General features: G+C 69.5%; 6 protein-coding genes. 5 read left to right on the forward strand and 1 reads right to left on the reverse strand.

Features of this window, described 5'->3' with window-relative positions; all coding sequences use genetic code 11:
- Window positions 1-2: 2 nt before the first annotated feature.
- Window positions 3-326: an HIT domain-containing protein gene (locus ACJX2R_RS17600; RefSeq protein WP_413100893.1), complete on the reverse strand. Its 324-nt coding sequence runs from the start codon at window positions 324-326 to the stop codon at window positions 3-5.
- 464 nt (window positions 327-790) lie between these two features.
- Between ACJX2R_RS17600 and ACJX2R_RS17605 the strand changes: the two genes are divergently transcribed.
- From ACJX2R_RS17605 to ACJX2R_RS17625, 5 genes are all read left to right on the forward strand, one after another.
- Complete coding sequence (locus tag ACJX2R_RS17605; RefSeq protein WP_413100894.1) at window positions 791-1123, forward strand: hypothetical protein; 333 nt, start codon at window positions 791-793, stop codon at window positions 1121-1123.
- 56 nt (window positions 1124-1179) lie between these two features.
- Window positions 1180-1518, forward strand: a complete 339-nt coding sequence (locus tag ACJX2R_RS17610; protein ID WP_413100895.1) for a hypothetical protein — start codon at window positions 1180-1182, stop codon at window positions 1516-1518.
- A gap of 128 nt (window positions 1519-1646) precedes the next feature.
- The gene (locus tag ACJX2R_RS17615) at window positions 1647-3977 is read left to right on the forward strand and encodes a phage portal protein (RefSeq protein ID WP_413100896.1); all 2331 of its coding nucleotides are present in this window, start codon (window positions 1647-1649) and stop codon (window positions 3975-3977) included.
- A complete protein-coding gene (locus ACJX2R_RS17620) occupies window positions 3977-4189 on the forward strand; it encodes a hypothetical protein (RefSeq protein ID WP_413100897.1) in 213 nt (70 codons plus the stop codon). Before ACJX2R_RS17615 ends, ACJX2R_RS17620 begins: the two co-directional genes overlap by 1 nt.
- 94 nt (window positions 4190-4283) lie before the next feature.
- Complete coding sequence (locus ACJX2R_RS17625) at window positions 4284-20801, forward strand: hypothetical protein (RefSeq protein ID WP_413100898.1); 16518 nt, start codon at window positions 4284-4286, stop codon at window positions 20799-20801.
- The last annotated feature ends 11 nt before the right edge of the window (window positions 20802-20812 follow it).

The following is a 20812-nucleotide window of genomic DNA, read 5'->3' on the forward strand; positions in this document are numbered from 1 at the left end:
CCTCAGCCGTCGTGGTGCCCGTACATCGCCAGGATCTGCTCGTCGGACTCGCCGCGGTGGTAGACGTGCCAATGAAGGTGCTGCGATTCCTGATACAGCCCGACGTTCGTGGTCACTGAGGCGGCGCCGTGTGTCTGCTTCACCTGAGCAGCCACTTTGGCGACCACATCGACGACCTCAGCCAGCAGCTCCGGGCCGCCCTCTCCGAGGTCGATGAGCGACGGAGTGTGCTCCTTGGGCACTACCACGATGTGCACGGGGTAGGACGGCCGGGTGTGGTGGAAAGCCAGTACCCTGTCCGTCTCCATCACGCGGTCGATCTTCACGTGCCCGGGGATTGCCTGGTGGCAGTAGAAGTCCGAGATCGTAGGGGCCACAGGTGCAGCGGTCACAGTGCGTCACTTTCGTATCGTGTTGCTGTTATGGCCGCAAGACTACCGTCAGCTCTCTATCCCCTCGCTGCACATCAGACCCGGGATAGGCATCGCCGCACACAGGCAAGCCACGCACCGGAGACGACGCCCCATGACTTGGAACGGCAGAATAAGGGTGTAACGGGACGCGGCTGTTTGGCGTTCGGGAGTGAAAGGGGGTTCGGCCTGAACGTCCACCCCCGCAGCACTCCGGAGGAATGGTGACGACCGCGATAGCTCCCCTTTGGCCCGAGACAGATCGGTCCGACTGGCAAGAGAGCCTGTTCGCTTGGCTCCCCGACCCGGTTCGGGAATCTGTGCAGAAGGCTGCTCGGCCACCGGAGCCACCCGCCGCGCAGGAGGAGAAACCTCGAGACTTGACGCACACCTGGGTCGTGGCCGCTGAGATCCAGGTGGAGCCGCGCATCGCGAGCATCGCCGACTTCCGCGGCTCCTTCAAGACGACCGCAGGGCAGCGCGTGGACGCCTTGGAGGTCTACTGCAAGGGCTGCCGACGTCCGTACGACGATGTGAAGGGCCAGGACTGCGAGGAGAAGGTGGACAACCGGCACCTGATCGGCGGGGACCAGTCGACGCGGAAGAAGCGCAAGGTCCCGTCGCCCCCGAAGGATGCCAAGATCATCCCTGGTGAGAAGGTTCAGCGGCGCGGCATCAGCGCCTACATGGCCGGGGTGAGCCGCCCTCGCTGAGCCCCCCATAAGCCAGCGCGCGACATTACCCCGGCGCCGCACCCATCGTGCACCCCGTGAGTACACCGCCTGAGCCACCCTCGCTGAGAAGCATCGCCCGCGAAGTCGCCGGACTTCTCCTCGTCGCCGCTGGCGTCCTCGTCGTGCTCGTCACCCTGGGCGGCGTACACCCGCTACTCACCGCCAGTGCGGCCGCAGCGAGCATATTCGCGGTCTTCCGCTTCCTGGCACCGCCGAGGACCAACGCCTCCCGGGCCATCACCGGCGTCATCAGCACCATCGTGCCTGCGTCTGCCATCGGCTGCGCCTTTACGTACTACCCGTTTCTTGGGTGGGTCGAAGTCGGCGCGGCCCTCAGCACGGCGGGCATGTGGCTGGCCAGTGAGGGGGACTGATGTCGCGCCAGTTCCTGCCCCGCCTCCGCCGCCTCCTCATACCGCGGACGGCCGTGCCCCTCGAGGAGAAGTCCGCCACGCCGACTGGCAACTCGTACGTCTCTCTGACCTACGCGGGCACCACCACGGTGTGGGGCACCGAGGACCGCGCCGCGGGCTGGGACCTCGACCGCGTCATCCAGGAAGGCTACGAGCGCTCCATCTGGACGTTCAAGTCCGTCGAGGCAATCTCCAAGCACCCGGGCGCGCTCACCGTCGAGATCGGACGCGGCGGCGACGAGCGCCAGTTCGCGGAAACCCTCGCCGATCACCCGCTCCTGCACGTCCTGAACGTCCAGGCCAACCCGCTGGAGCGGGCCACCGTCTTCAAGAAGCGGCTCTCCGCGCAACTCCTCTTGTCTAAGAAGGGCGCGTTCGTCGAGATCACCCGCAGCCGCGGAGGCACGATCACCCGGCTCGACCTGATGCCCCCGAACCGGGTCGAGCCGATACCCGACCCCCACGGCGACTATGTCTCTCACTTCGAGTTCACGACGTACGACGGCCGGGTCCGCGAGCTGGACCCCAGCCGCGTCGTCTGGCTTCGTGACCCCCACCCGACCGACCCCTTCTGCGGTGTCACACCTTTGGAGGCTGCCGGGCTCTCCGTCGATCTGGACGTGAAGGCGCGAACGTACAACATCACCTTCATTGACAATGACGCGCGCCCATCGGGGATCGTCGGCATCGACGTCGACGGCCTGGACCAGCGTGAGATCGACCGGATTCAGCAGCGCCTCGCCCCCGGCGCGCAGCATGCCGGCGAAACCGTCGTCGTCGGCAGTGGGCCTGGTGGCCTCAATTACGTCGACACCAGCACGCGGCCGCGCGACATGAACTACGAGACGCTGGCCCAGACTGCGAAAGACGAGATCTTGTCGGCGTTCGGCGTTCCCGAGAGCATCGTCGGCAACGCAAGCGAGCGAACGTACGCCAATGCAGACCGTGAGTCGTGGACTTTCTGGGAGCACACCGAACTCCCACACCTCGCGTTGATCGCCTCAGCGTTCGACCTGGACCTGGACGATGGCTGGTCGCTGCGCTTCAACACCTCGTCCGTGGAGGCTCTGGAGTTCCCCCGCCGCCAGCGTAGAGAGGAAGCACGAGCCGAGTGGAACGCCGGGCTGATCACGGTCGATGAGTACCGAGAGATCGCCGGACGCCGCCCATTCAACGTCCCGCATACCCGCGCGCTGTGGATCAGCCCGCAGAAGGCTCCCGTGCCTGCCAGCGCCAAGGACGCGGCCGCGCTCGGGGTGGCCCAGGATCCGGCCGGAGGCGCGCCGGGCATGCCGGGCACAGGCGGCTCGCCCCCGCCCGCCATCGCACCGTCCGGCCCCGAGGGTGGCTCGGCAGCGGACGCGGTTGCCGACGCTCGCGTGCAGGATGCGCAGGGAACCGCCGCCGACGCGGTAACAGCCGCCCGCGAGGCATCCGGCCACCCGATGGGCGGAGAGTCAGCAGCGGCCACTGTCGAGCAGGCCCGCGACAACATGCCGCTTACCCTGCCCGGCGACGCAGCAGACGACGTCGCGGCCGCGCGCTCCTCCGTCAAGCAGCCGGGCGCTGGGGAGGCTGCGGCTGACGTTGATGCCGCCCGTTCCCGCCTCGAGCGCAAGGAGCTGCCTAACGATGGGTTCGAGGTCGCCGACAGCGACATCGACACGACCACCGCAGCCGTCAGGGCTGTGCTGGCCGCGCTCCTTGCCCGGCAAGAAGGTGTCATCGTGGCCCGCTTACACGCGCCCAAGACGCGCAAGGGCACCCGCTACTGGCAGCCAGACGGCGACACCGACCTACGCCGTGGTGACGACCCGATCGACGGCACACGTGTCGTCAGCGCCGGGCGATGGGAGGAGGAGACCGCCAGCACCTTGACCCCGATCCTCCAGCAAACTGCGGCGACCACCGCGGCGGTGCTCAGCACGAGCATGACCGGCGCTGCGACCGTGCCGCCGGGCGCGGCCGCCGCAGCGCTCGCCGCCACGGCTATGGCCGGACGCGCCGTCGCCGGGCTGCTCTCCGAACTCGCCACCGCCCTGGACGTTGCGCAGGCAGGGGATGCCACTCTCGACGGCCTTACCGACACCGTCACCGCCTTCTACCGGGCTCGAGCCGCGAAGTTCATCGCGCTGCTCGCCGAATCCTGCGCCGTCGCCACCGTGAACGGCGCGGCCGACGCAGCAGCCGAGAGCGCAGGCCCCGCCGTGCTGCGGATGTGGGTCACCCGCGGCGACACCCGCGTACGACCCGCACACCAGAAGCTCAACGGCACCACCCTGCCCGCAGGCGTCCCATACGCGGTCGACGGCTCCGCCCTGCGCTTCCCCGGCGACCCGTTCGCCCCCACCAACCTCACCGTCAACTGCCGCTGCCGACTGCACTACCGCACCGGTCCCACCACCGAGGAGACCCCCTGATGTGGCCTGCCATATGGATCGTCTGGACCTGCCTGTTCGCCGGGTTCGAGACGATCGCCCTCATCAACAAGCGCGAGAATGACACCCTGAGCGAGAACCTCCGACTCCTGTTTCACACCCGTACGTCCAAGGCCGGGCGCGCAGCATTCGCGGTGGGGTGGTGTGGGTTCTCCGCCTGGTTCGCCATCCACATCCTGACCGAGACGATGTAGCCGCTCGCCGAGCAGGTAGGGAATGATCTCGGTCGACGCGGGACGGCTCGGCAGCGCGCGACGCTAACCACCCGCGCTGTGCATGGTCCGCGCCATGCAGAATCGCACCGCTTCCTCGGTCGGGCTGAGTCGCGCCCTTGAGACCAAGTCCGTACGACGGCCGTGGAACCCTGCCCTCCATCCTCGGGATTCGAAGGGCCGGTTCATCGAGACCGGTGGCATTGCCCGCCTCTGGTCGGGGAAGCTCGCCCGCGTTGTCCGCGCCCTTCCGCGTGACCGTGTCCTCGTCCAGGACCGCACCGCCGATGGCACGTACACCGGGCAACGTCACAGCACCAGTGCCCGTTGGATCACGATGGTGGCGCGCCCTGACGGCAGCGCTCCCACCTCGAACCAACAGAAGGTCGAGGTCGAAGACGCCCGCCGCGAGCAGGACGAACGGCGCGGCCTGGGCCTGTCCCGCGACGACCACGGCGACCCGGATACCCCGGACACGCCACACGACGTCGACGACGAGGGCAACGCCATCGGCGACGACGAAGGCGACGGCCCCGGCGACGACCAGGACGAGCCCGAGGGAGGGCACCACGACGTCGACATCGAGGCCCTGCCCAACCGCAGGGCCCGCGCCGGGGCCCGGTTCGAGGACACCGCAGCGGTGCGCCGACACTTCCTCGACCTGGCCCAGCAGCCAGGCGCCAACGCACCGGCGCTGCGCCGTCTGGCCGGTGACGAGGACCTGGAGATCACCCCGTCCGGCGGCCTCGTCACCACCCGCGACGATGCGAACGGCCGCTGGTACCTCACCTCGACCGGCACCGGCGGGTTCCTTGACGTCGGCGACTTCGCCACCCGCGATGAAGCCGAAGCGGCGGCCGAGTACATCAACGAGCACGTCCGCAACGGGCACATCATGCCGGGCGAGTTCAACGAGCCGATCGACTTCTCGGACCCCAAGATCGGCGACTGGTTCCTGACATGGCGCTCCACCAAAGGTGAGGACGCTGAGCAGGCCATTCGTCGCGCAGTGCGGGATTTCGGCGCCTCCCGCGAGAACGGAAACGCTCCGCAGCCCCCGGCGCCCAAGCGGCAGCGCCCCCAGCCCCGCGAGCGTTTCACCACGCTCCAGCAGGTCCGCGACAACTGGGCCCAGCGATCCGAGGCCCTGCGCGCCTCCAGCAGCGAGCAGGACCGGCGCAACGCCCAGGACCTCGACAGTCTCATCAAGGAGCAGCGCCTCAAGCTGGTCGGTGACGGCCAGTTCGCCGCCCGCCGGGTCGAAGGCGACTGGTACCTGTACGCCACCGGCACCGGTCAGCAGATGCCGTGGTGGTTCGACCGGCAGGCCGACGCCAAGGGGTTCGCCGAGCACATCGTCGGCAGGCTCAAGGACGAGCAGGGCAACGCCCTTGACTTCTCCGACCCCAAGTTCGATGAGTACCGCAGGACGTGGCGCTCCGCCGAGGGCCGCGACTACCACCAGGAGTGGACGGCCGCCCGCGCCCTGTGGGACCAGGAGCACCCGCCGAAGCACAGCATCGCCACCGACCGGCTCGCCGAGACACTGCGCCGCCGTCCCTTCGGCGACGACGAGGACCAGGTCCCGAAGGCGGACGCACCCGCCGAGCAGACCCCCGAGCCCGCCGCCGATGCGTCGGCTGTTCCCGCCGACGTCCCCGAGCCGCAGAACGCCCCGGACGAGCAGCAGAGACCGGAGACTGAGCCCGAGGCCGACCCCCAGCCGGAGGAGACCCCGGAGCCCAAGGCCGACGGGCGGCCGGCAGGCGTACCGGAGGACGCTGAGCCCGTCGATGGCGTGGATGGCTACTGGACCACCTGGTCCTCCGGGAACGTCACCGTGTACGCACCGGACGGCAAGCTCGTCGGACGCGTGGTCGGCGGCTACGCCGACAGGCACGCCACAGTCGACGGCGTCTACATCCCGATTGGCGACAGCTTGTCCTCGGCGGACCAGATCATCGCCCGCCACCACCTCGCCACCACCAACCCGTCGCAGGCCGACCATGTGCACCTGGCGTGGACCACCCACAAGGGCAAGCGGGTCATCGCCGTCCGCGGCACGATCAAGAACGACGCACGGGACGACAGGGCCGTCGGCGCCGCCGGAAAGCTGGCCTGGTCGCCCGTCCAGAACGCAAGAATCACCGGCACCCAGTGGAAGCCGGAGACCCGCGACCGCAAGGCTGCGCAAGTCCTCGCCGCGTTCGCCCGCCAAGGCCGCAATGTCCGCATCACCGACGAGGACGCCAACACCCGTGCCTCCGACGCCCCCGAACACCTCGACGAGGACGCCAAGAAGTTGCGCGCCTTGTCCGACGCAGACCTACGCGGGCACCGTGACAACCTCAAGATCCACGCCCAGGTCGCCACGACTCCGACCCGGAAGCAGCGGGCGCGCGCCGCTCTACAGAAAGTCGAGGCGGAACTCGACCGGCGCCGCATCGCCAAGAATGACGAAGACAGCCGCGACGAGCCGGAGGCGAAGCCGAGCGCGCAGGACCGCGCGGCCTCGATGAGCGATGACGACCTCACCGAGGCCATCAACCGCTCCGAACGTGACCGCAGTACGTATGGCTCCCGCCGCGGTGATCTCCTCAACGAGGACGAGCAGGCCCTGTACGCCGACCGTCGTCGCCGCACGAACGAACGGCTCTCGCAGTACGGCGCCCCGGAGAACCTGGGCGACGACGAACTCGCCGCGTACGCCAAGGAGCTGGAGACCCGGCAGCGCACGCACAAGCCGTCGAACACGAACAACCAGGACGAGGACCTGGCCCCGGAGCGCGACCTGCACAACGAGCTGGGCAACCGCCTGGAGGAGGCCGAGACCGAGCAGCAGACCCGGCAGCTCCGCGACATCCAGCAGCGTCCACCGGTCCAGGACCTCGACGACGGCGCCCTGGAGGCGGAGTTCCTGGGGCTGCCCATCCGCATGCGGCGCCTCGGTGACGAACAGAACAAGATCCTGGCCGCCCGCCGACACGCCGTGTACGAGGAGCGGCAGAACCGCAAGGCAAACGTCTACCGCAACGGACCCGACCCGGCCGGACTCAGCGACGGGGATCTGATCAAGGAGTTCCGGAACCTCCACAAGAACCGGAACCTCGCCAGTGGCCGGGAACTGGAGGCACTGGAGGAGCGGCTGAAGGCCCTCTTCGACGAGCAGAACCGCCGCGGCGCCGAGGGCCGTGAGCAGACCGTTCGACGGGCCGACACCCGCGAGGACCCGATCCGTGCTGGCGGCTCGTACGGCACCTCCGTCCGGGTCGATGACAACGACTACGGCAAGGTCAGCTACCACGAGTACGACTCGTACGCGGGCGGCCACAAGGCCGGATGGAATGCGCAACGCCAGAGCCACGGCGGCATCCTGGGCGCCTTCCCGAGCATGACCGAGGCTCTGGCCGCCATCGTCGACAGCTACGACACCGACCCCGCCACCGAGCCGGTGCGCCTGTACGGCTCCGTGCGGCGCGTGTGGGTGCCGAAGATGTTCTTCGAGCTGTACCAGTCCTCCCGCCGCGCCGACTCCTTCCCTTCGGCGAGCAAGGAGCGTCAGACCCTCTACGACCTGTTCAAGAGTCACGGTTACGGCTGGTCCGACGATCGGAACCCGCTGACGGGGAAGACCGGCAAGGGCGCCAACCTGGACGTACCCGAGGGCCTGCTCGCCGAGTTCCACCGTGTCACCGAGGAACTGTCCCGCGAGATGATGCTGCGGGCCAGCGACCGTGAATTGGACTCGTCAGACCGGTCGAAGGCCCGTAGCCGGCTGGCCTCCATCAACGCTGCACTGCACGGGATCGACGCGCAGCGCACCGCAGTACGCAAGGATGGCGGGGACGACGACCGCAAGGTCATCTCCCGCCAGGAGATCGAGGCGCAGCAGGCAGCCCTGCGCGCGGCTCTCAGAACGGACGAAGGGGCTGATGGTGAGCATCTACAGCCAGGTGGCCAGGGATCACTGGACGCGGCACCGGCCGCGGGAGCTGGCGCAGATGACCGATCCGGAGACGTTCTTCCTGAACAAGGGCAGGGAGATCGAGACGGCGATTCTGGTAGCCGAGGAGGCGCTGGAGGAGACCGTGCCGACGGCGACGGAGTACGAGGCTCGGGCGGGTCAGATCAAGCAGATCAGGCGGGACGCGACCGCGATGGTGCTGCGGGATCTGCTGCCGGAGCCGGAACCGGAGACCGAGGGGGCGCCGACGCTCAGCCCGGAGATGCGGGATCTGCAAGCGCTGAAGGACGCGGTGTACGACATGTAGCACCGCGCTTCCGGCCGAACCCGGCCGACGCCGCCACCAAGGGACCAATCCAGCGTGCCGCCGCGAACGTCGAGGCGATCCGGGTCCTGAAGCGGCTGGAGCGGGAGAACCGTCCGGCCACCCAGAAGGAGAAGGTCACCCTCGCCCGCTGGACCGGGTGGGGCTCGGTTCCGATCATGTTCGCGTCGGAGCCGAACGAGAAGGAGCCGCGCTACCAGCAGGGCGGTGCCCGGTACGGCAAGTTCGCACAGGACCACGCCCGTTGGGCGGAGTACCGCGAGCTGCGCACCATGCTCTCCAACGAGCTGACGCCGCTGGAGTGGCAGCAGGCTCGGCGTGGCACGCTGTCGATGCACTACACGCCGCAGCCCATTGCCGAGGCGATGTGGGACGGCTTGAAGGCGCTCGGGTTCGACCGCGGTGACGTCCTCGAGGCCGGGTCCGGCTCCGGCACGTTCTTCGGCGTGTCCCCGGAGGGCGCCCGGCTCACCGGCATCGAGCTGGACCCGACGACCGCGCGGATCGCGAAGGCGATCTACCCGGACGCCAACGTCCTGAACGAGAACTTCGCCGAGACCGACGCCCACCCCGGTACGTTCGACGCGAGCATCGGAAACGTCCCCTTCGCCTCGGTGCCGTTCGGCGACAAGCGGTACCCCGCGGAGAGCTTGCACAACGGGTTCATCACCAAGGAACTCGCGCTGACGAGGCCGGGTGGCATCACCCTACTCATCACCTCCCGGCACACCCTCGACTCCAAGGGCGACAGGGCCCGCAAGCAGATCGCCAAGTACGGCGACCTCATCGGTGCTGTCCGCCTGCCGTCCGGCGTCTTCAACGATGCTGGCACCAGCGTCGTCACCGACGTCCTCGTGCTGCGGCGCCGCGCCGATGGTGACGAGCCGGGCGACACCTCGTGGCTGAATGCGCCCGAGCGGAGGATCGGGAACGTCCGCGAGCACGTCAATGCGTACTTCACCGCGCATCCCGAGCATGTGCTCGGCGACCTGACAACCGAGTCGTCCCCGTACGGGCCGCGCCTGACCGTCAAGGGCAACCCGGCCAAGGCCGCCGAACAACTCCGGGACGCGTTGAAGGACATCGCCGACAAGGCGAAGGCTGACGGCAACGGCTACGAGCCGCACCCCGACGGCGACAATCGGCCGCCCGTGTTCTTGCAGACCGCGCGGGAGAAGCACGCCAACGACTGGACCGGCCGCCTCTACGAGGGTGACGACGGCAAGCTCTACCAGCACGTCAACGGCGGCAACCCCGTCGCTGTCGAGCCGTCCGACGACCGAGGTGACCAGCTCCGCGCCCTGATGCAGCTGCGCGACGTCGCCGCCGAACTACGGGCGCTGGACCGCAAGAACGACGAAGACGAACGCGCCGAGAAACTGCGCGCCCAGCTCCGCGACCTGCACACCGCGTACGTCGAGCAGTACGGCCCGCTCTCGAAGCCGGGCCAGTTCCGCAGTATGAAGACCGGCACCCGCCCGGACGGGTCGGAGGAGCGCACGCCGACCGCGTGGGGCTACTTCCGCTCCGACCCGGATGCCGGGTCGGTCCTCGCCCTGGAGCGGTGGGACGCGGACAAGCAGGAGCCGATCCTCTCGCGCGTCTTCACCGAGCGGGCCGCGGCCCGCCGCCAGCCGCTCTCGCGCACCGACGACCCTAAGACGGCCCTATCCGCGGTCGTCGCAGCGACCGGAGAGGTCGACCTCGGCAAGATCGCGCGCCTGCTGGACATGGACCCGCAGGACGCCCTCCGGGCGCTGGGCGCGGAGGTCTTCACCGACCCGTCCACCGGACGCTTGGAACTGGCCGGCGCCTACCTGTCCGGCCCTGTCCGCGACAAGCTCGAAGCCGCGCGCCGCGCTGCCGAGAAGGACCCAGCGTTCGCCGTCAACGTCTCCGCGCTCGAGGCGGTCCAGCCGACTGACCGCACCATCGGCGAGTTCACCCCGGAGATGGGCGCGCACTGGACGCCGCCGGAGCTGCTTCAGGGCTTCCTACGCGAGTACCTGGGCGACCGGACGCTGCGCGTTGCGCACGACGACCGCTACGGCTGGATGCTCTACACGGGCAAGGTCCCGCAGGCCAACAACGTCATGTATGGCGTCCCGGCCAACGAGGAGAAGGGTACCAAGGGCAAGGGCGCCGTCGAGATCGCCCGCGCCATCCTCGGCCACGGCTCACTGACGATCTACCACGACGACAAGCGCCGGGACGTCGATGAAGAAACGTCCCGCCTGGTCCGGCAGAAAGCCGACCAGATGCGGTCGGAGTTCGCGAAGTACGCGACGGCCAACGCCGAACGCCTCACGCGGCTGACTGACTCCTACAACAAGATCATGAACGGGCACGTCGTCCGTTCGTACGACGGCATGAGCCCGTCCTTGGACGGCTTCACCCCGGACCGCACCCCGCACTCCTGGCAGTTGAGCGGTGCCGCCCGCATGCAGTTCGAGCGGTCGGTGATCCTCGCCCACGAAGTGGGCCTAGGCAAGACGTCCACGCTCGTCCTGGGCACCCAGGCGCTCAAAGCATCCGGGCAGATCGAGAAGCCGTACGCCGTCGTCCCCGACCACCTCGCGCAGCAGTGGTACGACGAGGCCCGGTTCCTGTACCCCAACGCCGAGATCCACCTGATCACGAGCGGGGACCTCGCCGACGGGCGCCGCGACAGCACACTGGAGTGGCTGCGCGCCAACAAGCCGGACCTGGTGATCTTCACAGAGCCCGCGTTCGGCTCGATCAAGATGTCGCCGGAGGCGCAGGAGGAGTACGAGTTCCGGGAGCTGGAGGCTCTGCGAGAACAGCTCGACCGGCAGTACGAGGACGCGACCAATCCGGATCATCCGTTCATCGTCGCCAAGATCGAGCAGCGGATCGCGACGGTCCAGAACAAGATCAGCAAGAACGCGGCACCGATGCGCACGCCGGGCCAGACGTACTGGGACGACCTCGGATTCGACTACGCGGTCATCGACGAGGCCCACCGGTACAAGGGCGTTGGCTTCCGCTCCCGCGAGGGTGGCGGCGACCCCGCGTCGATCCGCGGCATTGACCTGCACCAGAAGCTCACCGACCTGCACCGCCGCCGCGCCGGCCGCGCCACCGTCACCCTGGCCACCGGCACGCCCCTCAGCAATTCGATCACCGAGCAGTTCACCATGCTCGCACTGGCCGCCCCGTGGGTCCTGGACTCCTACAACGCCGGAGCCCCGGACCTGTGGGCCGCGACGTTCGGCCGCAAGACACTCCGCGTCGAGAACGCCCCTGACGGCTCGGGTCTGCGAATCGTCGAGCGGTTCGCCGAGTTCCACAACCGCCGTGCCATGAAGACGATGTGGGGCCTCGTCGCGGACACCAAGCGCGCTGACGACGTTGGCATCCCGCGTCCGAAGATCGCGAACGGTGGCCCCAACCTGGTCATGGTCAACCCGACCAAGGACCAGACAGCCCGCCTCAAGCGGCTGGTCGCCCGCGGCCGCGCGATTCACAACGGAGACGTCGACCGCTCACAGGACAACATGCTCGCCGTGTCCAACGAGGGCACGTCCGTGGCGCTGGACCCGCGGCTCGTCGACGCCAAGTCCCCGGCGGGCAACAAGCTCGCCGCCGTCGCTACCAGGCACGTCGAGCGTTACAACCAGCACAAGGACCGCGTCTACAAGACGTATTACGGCAGCACCGAGGACCACCCGGTTCCCGGCGCCCTTCAGATGATCTTCCTGAACGAGGGAGTACCGGGCGGCAACAACCGCGGCAGCTTCGACGCGTACGCCGAGCTCAAGCAGCTCATGGTCGCAGGCGGTATCCCGGCCGAGCGGATCGCGTTCGTCCAGGACCACAAGAAGACGGGCAAGCCCGAGGAACTGGCCGAGCTGTTCCGCAAGGCCCGCGACGGCGACATAGCCGTCCTCATCGGCTCCAGCAGCGTCGCCGGCACCGGCATGAACGCCCAGAACCGCATGGTGTCGCTGACCCACGTCGACCTCGACTGGGGCGCTGCGCAGATGGAACAGCGCAACGGCCGCATCCTGCGCTACGGCAACCAGAACGCTGAAGTCGAGATCGACGTCTTCGCAACCAAGGGCAGCCTCGACGGGTGGAAGGCCGGGTTCGTCGCCTCCAAGGCCGAGGGCCTGATCGACATCCAGCGCCCGGAGATGGCCGACAGCGACACCCGCGACACCGTCACGGAACTCGACGTCGACTACCCCGACTACGAGACGATGGAAGCCGAGATCGGCGGCAACCCCTACATGAGCCAGCTCATGAAGGCCCGCCGCATGCTGCGCGACCTGGAGATCGACCAGCACAACGAGGCCGCCGAACGCGTCCGCCGTCAGGAGACCCTGGCCGACCTTCAGCAGGAACTCGCCGACACCCGTGACGGCATCGCCCGCCGCGAGGAATCCCTGCCCCGTATCCGCGACGTCCGCGACTCCTTCGCTATGAACCTCGGCGGCATGTCGTACACCGAGCGCTCCGACGCCGCGGCAGCCCTGCACCGGCAGGTCACCACCCAGCTCCTGGAGCACGACCGCGACGGCATGGGCCCATGGAAGGTCCTGGGCCAGTTCGGCGGCCTCGACTTTGGTGTGCGCACCGAACGCCGCGCGGACGGCAAGCTCGTCGCGCACGTCGGCTTCCCCGAACTGGCCCGCTCCGACTTCGAGCGCGGACCGGAGGATCTGAAGAAGAAGGGCGCCGGGTCGGGCATGATCACCCGACTCACCAACGCGCTGGAGAAGGCACCCGCCCTCCAGCAGGCGGACCGAGCGCGGCTGCCCGAACTTGACGAGCAGATAGCCCTCCTCCAGTCGGCGCAGGTAGCCGCGGACTTCACACCGCAGATCGAGCACGCGCGGGCCCGCGCGAACCTGCTGGACGACGTGGTCGGCCGGATCGCCGACCTTGACAAGCTCCCCGAGATCGACGAGGACGAACTCGACAAGGAGCTGACCAAGGCGCAACGCCAGGAAATCGTCGAGGAACGGTACGAGGCCCGTATCCCGCTCAAGGCCGCGGTCGGCGCCGCAGTGCTCACCCTCGAAGACTTCGACCGCAAGTTTCCCGAGCCGGAGCGTGCCGAGAAGCCGGAGATGCCGGAGGAGCGGGACCGGGTCCGGCTATCCGCCGAGGAAGTCTCCCAGACCCTCGACCAGATCCGCCCCGACGGAGACGACAGCAGCGACACCACGGAGGAACAGACCGCTGACGAGCCGGACACCACAGTGGCCACGGGGGACGGCGGTAACGGTGGCCGCGACCTCCCGTCGACGCCCGCCGCACCCAGCGACGACGACCCGGAGGAGCACGAAACCGACCAGCATGCACCGGCTCAGGGAGGCAACCTCATCGCGGGCCGCTTCCGGTTCAACGAGCCCGTAACCGACCCCGACGGCCAGGGTTGGTACGTCAACAGTGAAAACCCTGACGGCTCAGTCAACGTCGGTAATGGCCGCGGCCGCGCCACATTCCGGCCGGACGAGCTGACCAGCACGCGTAGGGATACCCCGGACGCAACAAGCACGCCCGAGACGGACACCGCCGACGACATGGTCAGCCTCGATCGTGACGAGGTAGCTCAGCAGCTCGACGCGATTCGCCCCGAGGGCACCAAGGCGCCGTCGGCTATGTCCGATCAGGAGATCGCCGACGAGATCGTGGCCCTGGTGGAACGGGAGATGGCCAACGGCGAGCTGATCGGATCCGATCGCACCCGCATGGCCGTGTTGGAAGCGGAGAAGGACCGCCGTGCGGGGCGCACGCCGAAGCCCGAGCCGAGGAAGACTGAGCCCACCGAGCCGGAAGGTGGCCTCTTCAACGTCGATGTGCCGGAGCAGCGGGCTCCCCAGGTCGCCGATCCGAACAACCCACTCGACCAGCCCGATGATTCGTTCGGCACGCCGGATATGTTCGCGGACCACGAGGGCCGTGACACCAGCCGTCTCCGCCCGGTCCATATGCGCCGCCCCGAGGAACTGGCGGAGGGCGACCGGTACACCGATGCGAACGGACGCACGCACACGGTCACTGAGCCGCCGAAGGTCACCGGCCGGGGCCGGGTCCGGATCGTCACCGACGATGGTGAGAGGGAACGGTTCTACGGCCGCGACGCCCAGCTTCGGCTGCGACATCCCGACGAGGAGATCACCGACGACAACCGCGACGAGCGACCCACGTCTGACCCCCACCACGGCGGCGAAGGCGATGTTCTCGACGCTGACCGCTCCGACAACCACGACACCACGGGGAGCGCCGCGGCCGACAACCGCGACGCCAGCGACACCGCCCGGCCGGAGAACGAGGGCGCCGCACGCGACGAGGTCCGCGAGCCGGAGCGACACGACGACCAGCAGGAGGAGGACGACACTCAGCGGCAGAACGAGGATGACGACCAGCACCACCGGCGAGACCGGCGGGACACCGACGGCGCCTCGCCCGCCGACGCTCCCGTCGGCGCCGACGGTGGCCCGCGGGTGCCGGAAGGCCCCGACCTCAACGACGAGACCGGGGCAGGTGCTGACGAGCCGGACGCCCAGGGCGACGAAGACGACCGTGACCGGCGTCGCCGTCGGCGCCGTGGAGACCGAGGCGACGACGGGCCGGGCAGCCCCGGCATGCCCCGGCGTGACCTGCCGCGCATCCCGGCCAGCAGGGGCAGCGGCGGTGCGGACGGCAATGGCGCGGGACGCGACGGCGAGCCGCCCGACCATGGGTCGCCCCGTACCGTGGCCGACCTGCGCGACGTGTGGCGCCGCGGTGACCGGCTGACTGCGGAGGAGAACACCCCTGAGCGGCGCAGGTTCCTCGCACAGCTCGCCGATAACCCCACACTCACGCTGTCCTCCGGCGGCGGCCTGGTCACCTGGACGACCGACGACACCGCCGACGGGATGAGGCTCTGGCAGTTCGCCCAAGCCCGCAACGGTGGTCGCTTCGGCAGTATCACGCTCATCGCGCGTGACGCTCACGACGCCCGCGACCTTGCCGACCTGTTCGAGATCACCACCGACGCGGACGGAAAGCCGATTGACTGGCACCAGCCCATTAGCCCGGCGGCTATCGACCAGTGGCGCGACCGCCAGGGCCGTACGCTGCCCGAGGCCCTGCGTGCGATGCGCGACCTGTTCCAGGAGGGCGACGACCCGGACAGCAGCAGTCCGGAGCCGACGCCCGCCGTCACGCTCCCGGATGACCTGACCGGCCTAAGCGACGATGAACTCGCCGCCGCGTGGGGAGCGGGACTCTCCGAGAACGACCAGATGCGTGTCGCCGCGGAGATGGACCAGCGCGACGCCGCCGACCAGCGGCTACGGGATGCCATCCCGAGCACGCCGGCAGCCGACGATGAGGAGGTTCGACGCCGCGGCGAGGCGATGGACGCCGCCCTGGGCTTCGGTACCTCCGACGTCACTCGCCGCCCCCAGACCCGCGAGAAGCGCCTCCAGCGTGAGTTCCAGGACATCGACGAGGCTCGCTACTCCGCCGCGATCGACGCCACGAACGGCTACTTCTTCAGTAGGGCAAGCCGGAGCCTCCCGCCCGTCAGTGAGCGCGATCTATTCTCCGGCGGCTCTCTGTCCCGGTTCGGCCGGTGGCAGGACTACGCCAGCGAGGAACTGATCGAGTGGTTCGCCGCCAACGGCGGACGCCTCACCTACAACCAGTTCAAGCAGCGACGCCGCGCGGACGAGAAGGTCGAGCGCCAGCAGTACGAGGAGGAGCAGCGCCTCGCCGCAGCTGCCACTGACGAGACCACGCCTGACGTGGGCACCATCACGGCGCCCGGCATCGACCTGCCGTCGTTCACCCTGATGCCGGAGCCCGAGGAGGACGCGAATCGCCGCTTCGGCGGCGCCGACCAGGTGCGCGCCTTTGCCGAGCGCGCCGAACTCCGCCTGACCACCGTCGGCACCGGCACATTCGACGTGTGGATGGACGGTCGTCGGATCGGCACCGTGCGCGACGTAGCCCAGAACTCGGACAACCACGGGCCGATGTGGGACGCGACGCCGTTGTTGACGATCAACCATGACCACAACAGCCGCTCCGCCACACGGAACCTGGCCGTCGCCAACCTGGTCGTGCGGGCCGAGCAGAACCCTGCCAACGCCGCGAACCCCAGCGCGGATGCCTGGGACACGGTGAAGGCACATCTCGCCGGCCACAACCCGGAGCTGCCAGAACTCCCCGAAAGCCTCAGCAACGATCCGTCGGTCCAGGAGCGCTACGACCGGCTCGTCCACCTCATCGAGTCGATCCGCTCGCAGAAGTCGCCGAGTGGGAACTTGGCGCAGGACTTGGAGCATGTCCGAGAAGAGTTCCAGTGGCTGCGCGACGCCCTGTCCACTGCTCAGGGCAAGCCGCAGGACCACGATGCGCTCAAGGACCTTGAGCGCCGGTCCTTCTGGGCGGAGCGACTGCGTGCCGGGTTCTCCCAGGACGAGAGCCGGGTTCCGGGCGCACCTGTCGACGAACCGGACGGAGCGGTCCCGGCCGCGCCCAGCACTCCACGAGAGCCATCCGTCGGCGAGGGGATGCCCGCCCGCGGCGACGCCGACGAGCCGCGTACGGGCACGGCAGACCAGCCATCCCCGGCCGAGAGCACCCCGCACGTCCCGGACAACCGCCGCAGGGACGACACCCCCGACGCCGCGGCGGCCCCCGGGGCGAATCGCGCCGACGACTCAGAGTCCGCGCGCACCAGCACCGACGACGCACCGGCACAGAATGCCGACCCAGCCTTTGAGCCCCATCGGGAGCCGGAACGGACGCAGACCTCCGACAACACCGACGAGGCCACTCCCGAGCCCGAGCTCCGGCCGGAGCCCGAGCCCATCGGCGGGCAGCCCGCGCACTGGGCCAGTGTCGGCCAGCTCCAGCCCGGAGACATGGCGCGCATCGACGGCACGACTCGCCAAGGCCGCGCCGTGACCCGAGCCGGATACGTCCTCGACACCCCTGAGCGAATCACCGTGACCCACCGGGGCCGCACTGAAGACATGTGGCGTACGACGATCGGCGAGACCCCTGACGGCCGCACGGGCAGCCGAGGCACGGTCTACACTCCGCTCAACGCCAACGCTGCACGCGCCGAAGCTCCCGAGAACGCTACCCCCGGCGCCCCCACGAGCGGTGCCCAAGGCGACGTCATCAGCGGCGACCTGCCGGACACCATCGCCACCGACACCCGTGGCCGCGGCCTCTTCCCCGGCAGCCATGTCACCGGCACTGGAGGCCGTGAAGGCACCGTCACCGGTGTCACCGACTCAACGGTCTCCGTGCGGTGGACCAACGGCGACACCGAAAACGGCGTCGCCCCCACGTCCCTCACCGTGGACGATTCCGATGACCAGCGCCCAGCAGGCTGGACCTCCACCGGCCAGCGAATTCGCACCGGCCACGTGGTCTCCGACGAGCACGGAGCGCTCCTCGGCCCGGTCGACGAGGCCGACGGCGACCGCATCACGGTCACCACCTCCCAGGGCACCGTCATGCGCGACGCCGCTCGCCTCCGCGTCGTCGGCGAAGTCCGCGACGGCACTCCCGAGGCCGCTCCCATCACGGACATCAGCGAGCCGACCGCCGATGAGATCACGGAGGGCGACATCGTCATTCTCGACTTTGACGGCATGCCGACCACCGTGAGGGTCCTAGACACCAACCGCGACGGCGACCGCGTCACCCTCGACTACGCCGACACCACGACGGGCGAACTGGGCACCATCGACATGGACGCCACAGCCGTCATCCACAAGGCCGAGGGGGCGAACGGCACCGCCCCGGCCCTCGGCCCGGACGACGCGCCGGCCGCCGACGACCTCACGGTGCACGAGCCACTGCCCGCGCTCGCCCCTGTCACCGGCCCCACCGTCGACCCGGACCTCACCCCGGAGGATCGCGACGCCATCGCCGACCACGGCACCAGCCCCGAGGACGATCCGGAGGCACAGCAGGCCACCGCCCGGCTCGGCGCCGACCTTCCCGTCACGCCGGACCAGGCCGCCGCGCTCGCCGCCCAACTCCGGGCGAACGCCGACTCGGCCACTCCCGAGGGACGGGCCGCTCTGCGCGCGGCCGGTCACCTCGACCGCGCCGCAGGTCGCCCGGCTCCAGAAGGGCTCGACCGCCCTCGCCCGTCCAACGCCGCCCAGATCAGCGAGGGCGACGTCATCGCTATGCCTGACGAGCGCCGCAGCAACGAGATTCACGTCTACCGCGTCATCGACGTGGAGGAAGGACCCGGCGGGGTGCGCAGCCTGCTTCTGGAGGACGAGAACCGGCAGTGGAGGCGTCGCCTGGTCCACGCCGCCATGCCCGTGTGGCAGCTCCCCGAGCCCTCCCCGGATGCCGACGGCGCCGCGGACCCGGCGCCCGCCCCCACTCCGCGCGACTCCAACCCGCCGCTGGCCTCGCTGCGGCGTCAGATCGTCGCCGGCCACAGCCGCACGGTGGCCGTGCGCATCATCGACGAGGCCGTTGCCGGGACCGAGCCGCCCGGCAACATCCACGCGCTGCGCGAGCAGATCGCCCAGCGCCTGACCCCGGAGGCTCTGCAAGACGCCCGCAGAGCCGCCCGCCAGGACGCGAGCGCCGCCCTGAACACCGCAGGCATCACTGGCCGCGACCGCGCCGCCATCCAACAGGCCCTCCGTCGGGCCCGTGAAAAGGCGCACGAGCGGACCGTGCGGGCCGCGCTCCGCACTATCAACGACCTCGCACCCCTCCCCGGCGAGTCCAATGAGGACTTGGCCCAGCGGGCGGCCGGTCTCCTGCGGCTTATCCCGGACCAGGTCAATACCGCCTCCCCTGTGCCTCGTCATAGCACCCCGGCCACGTCAGGCAGGCGTTCCACGTCAGTTGGTGGCGGGTCCTCCGACGCCGCCACGCACGTCGACGACGCTGTGACCGCGCTCCTGCGGCAGCTCCAAGAGGCCGGGGGTAATCCGGCCGATATCGACGCGCTCACCCGGATCCTGACGACGCAGCTCAACGGCACCCGCCAGGCGACCGCCCGGCGCATCGTCCGTCGGGCGGCCCCGGACACCGGTCGGCAGCCTGGTCTCCTCGCTCGCGTGATCGCCCTGCTGGGGCGCATCGGCCGTCGCCTGATCGAGCTGGTGAAGGCCGCCGCCCGGAAGATTGCCGAGTTGTGGCGCAACTCGCGTGACCGGCTGTCTCGGCTGAAGGTGTTCCTGCGTCGTCTGGTACGCCGGGTACGCGACTGGCCGGAGTCCCGCCACCTGGCGCGTCTGCACGCTGCGCTCAATCTCGCGGATGTCGAGGGCGAGTCGCTGGCCGCGCGGGTGTCCCAGTGGGCGGATCTGCTGCCCGAGCGTGGCCGCTTCGGTCAGACATCCCGCCGCGTCTCGTGGTGGAAGCCGACAACGTGGGCGCGGCTCGCCGCAGGCCGACTTCCTGGCCGTTCCAGCAGCACCCGGTGGGTGCCGGACCGGGCCTCCGACGGCGGTCCGGGCCTCTCCACGCTGCGGCAGATGGCCGCCCTGCGGGCCGCTGGCACCGACGTCGACCAGGACGTGACCCGCCGCCTGGCCGATGCGCTCGGTGGCGACTTCGGCGGCGATCCGCATGGCACCCTTCAGCACGCGGACGACTACGTGGCCGCCACCGAGCGCCGCTTGCTCAACCTCCAGGCTGCCCGGACCAGCAGCACCATCCAGGACCCGGACGTCGAGGTGGAGATCGCCGCCGCCCGGATGGAGGCTGCCGCCGCACGCCGCGAGTGGGAGGACCTGCGCAGCCGGTACGCCGCCGCGGTGCCCGACGCCGTCGCAGCGGCCCTGGCCGACGTCCGCGACCTTGGTCCCCGGGGCAACGCGGGCATCGTCTTCGGCCCGGAAAGCACCCCGGACGCCGAGCGCGCCGTCCGCGACGTGCAGCGCCTCATCCCAAGGGACTGGCTCGCTACCCCGGACGGCCGCCGACTCACCGCCGTCGACGGAGATGTCGGCCGCTACGAGCCCGACGCACGCCGTGCGACCGTAGCCGACCTCGGCGACGCGGGAGTCGGTACGGCCGCGCACGTCCTGGCGCAGCACCTGGCCGGGCACTTGCCGGACCTGGATACCGCGCAGAGGGTGTTCTGGTTCACGCGGACGCACACCGGTCGCCCCGGCGCCCGCATCCTCGACCGCACCGCCTTGGGGCGCCTCCTAGCGCAGCAGCAGACGCAGCCGGACACGGGTGACAGCCTCGCCCGGTCCCTGCAAGCGATGTTCACCGGCGACTGGTACCTCGACGACGACTTGAGGTCGTTCCTCCTCGGCCTGCTCGCCACTCGATGAAGGAGAAGACG

It is taken from the genome of Streptomyces sp. Inha503 (assembly GCF_047215865.1).
In the GTDB taxonomy this organism is placed as follows: Bacteria; Actinomycetota; Actinomycetes; order Streptomycetales; family Streptomycetaceae; genus Streptomyces; species Streptomyces lycopersici.

Bases quoted from the DNA above. Each gene is read 5' to 3' on its own strand.
- ACJX2R_RS17625 (WP_413100898.1), top strand. From the start codon at position 4,284: ATGCAGAATCGCACCGCTTCCTCGGTCGGGCTGAGTCGCGCCCTTGAG.
- ACJX2R_RS17620 (WP_413100897.1), top strand. From the start codon at position 3,977: ATGTGGCCTGCCATATGGATCGTCTGGACCTGCCTGTTCGCCGGGTTC.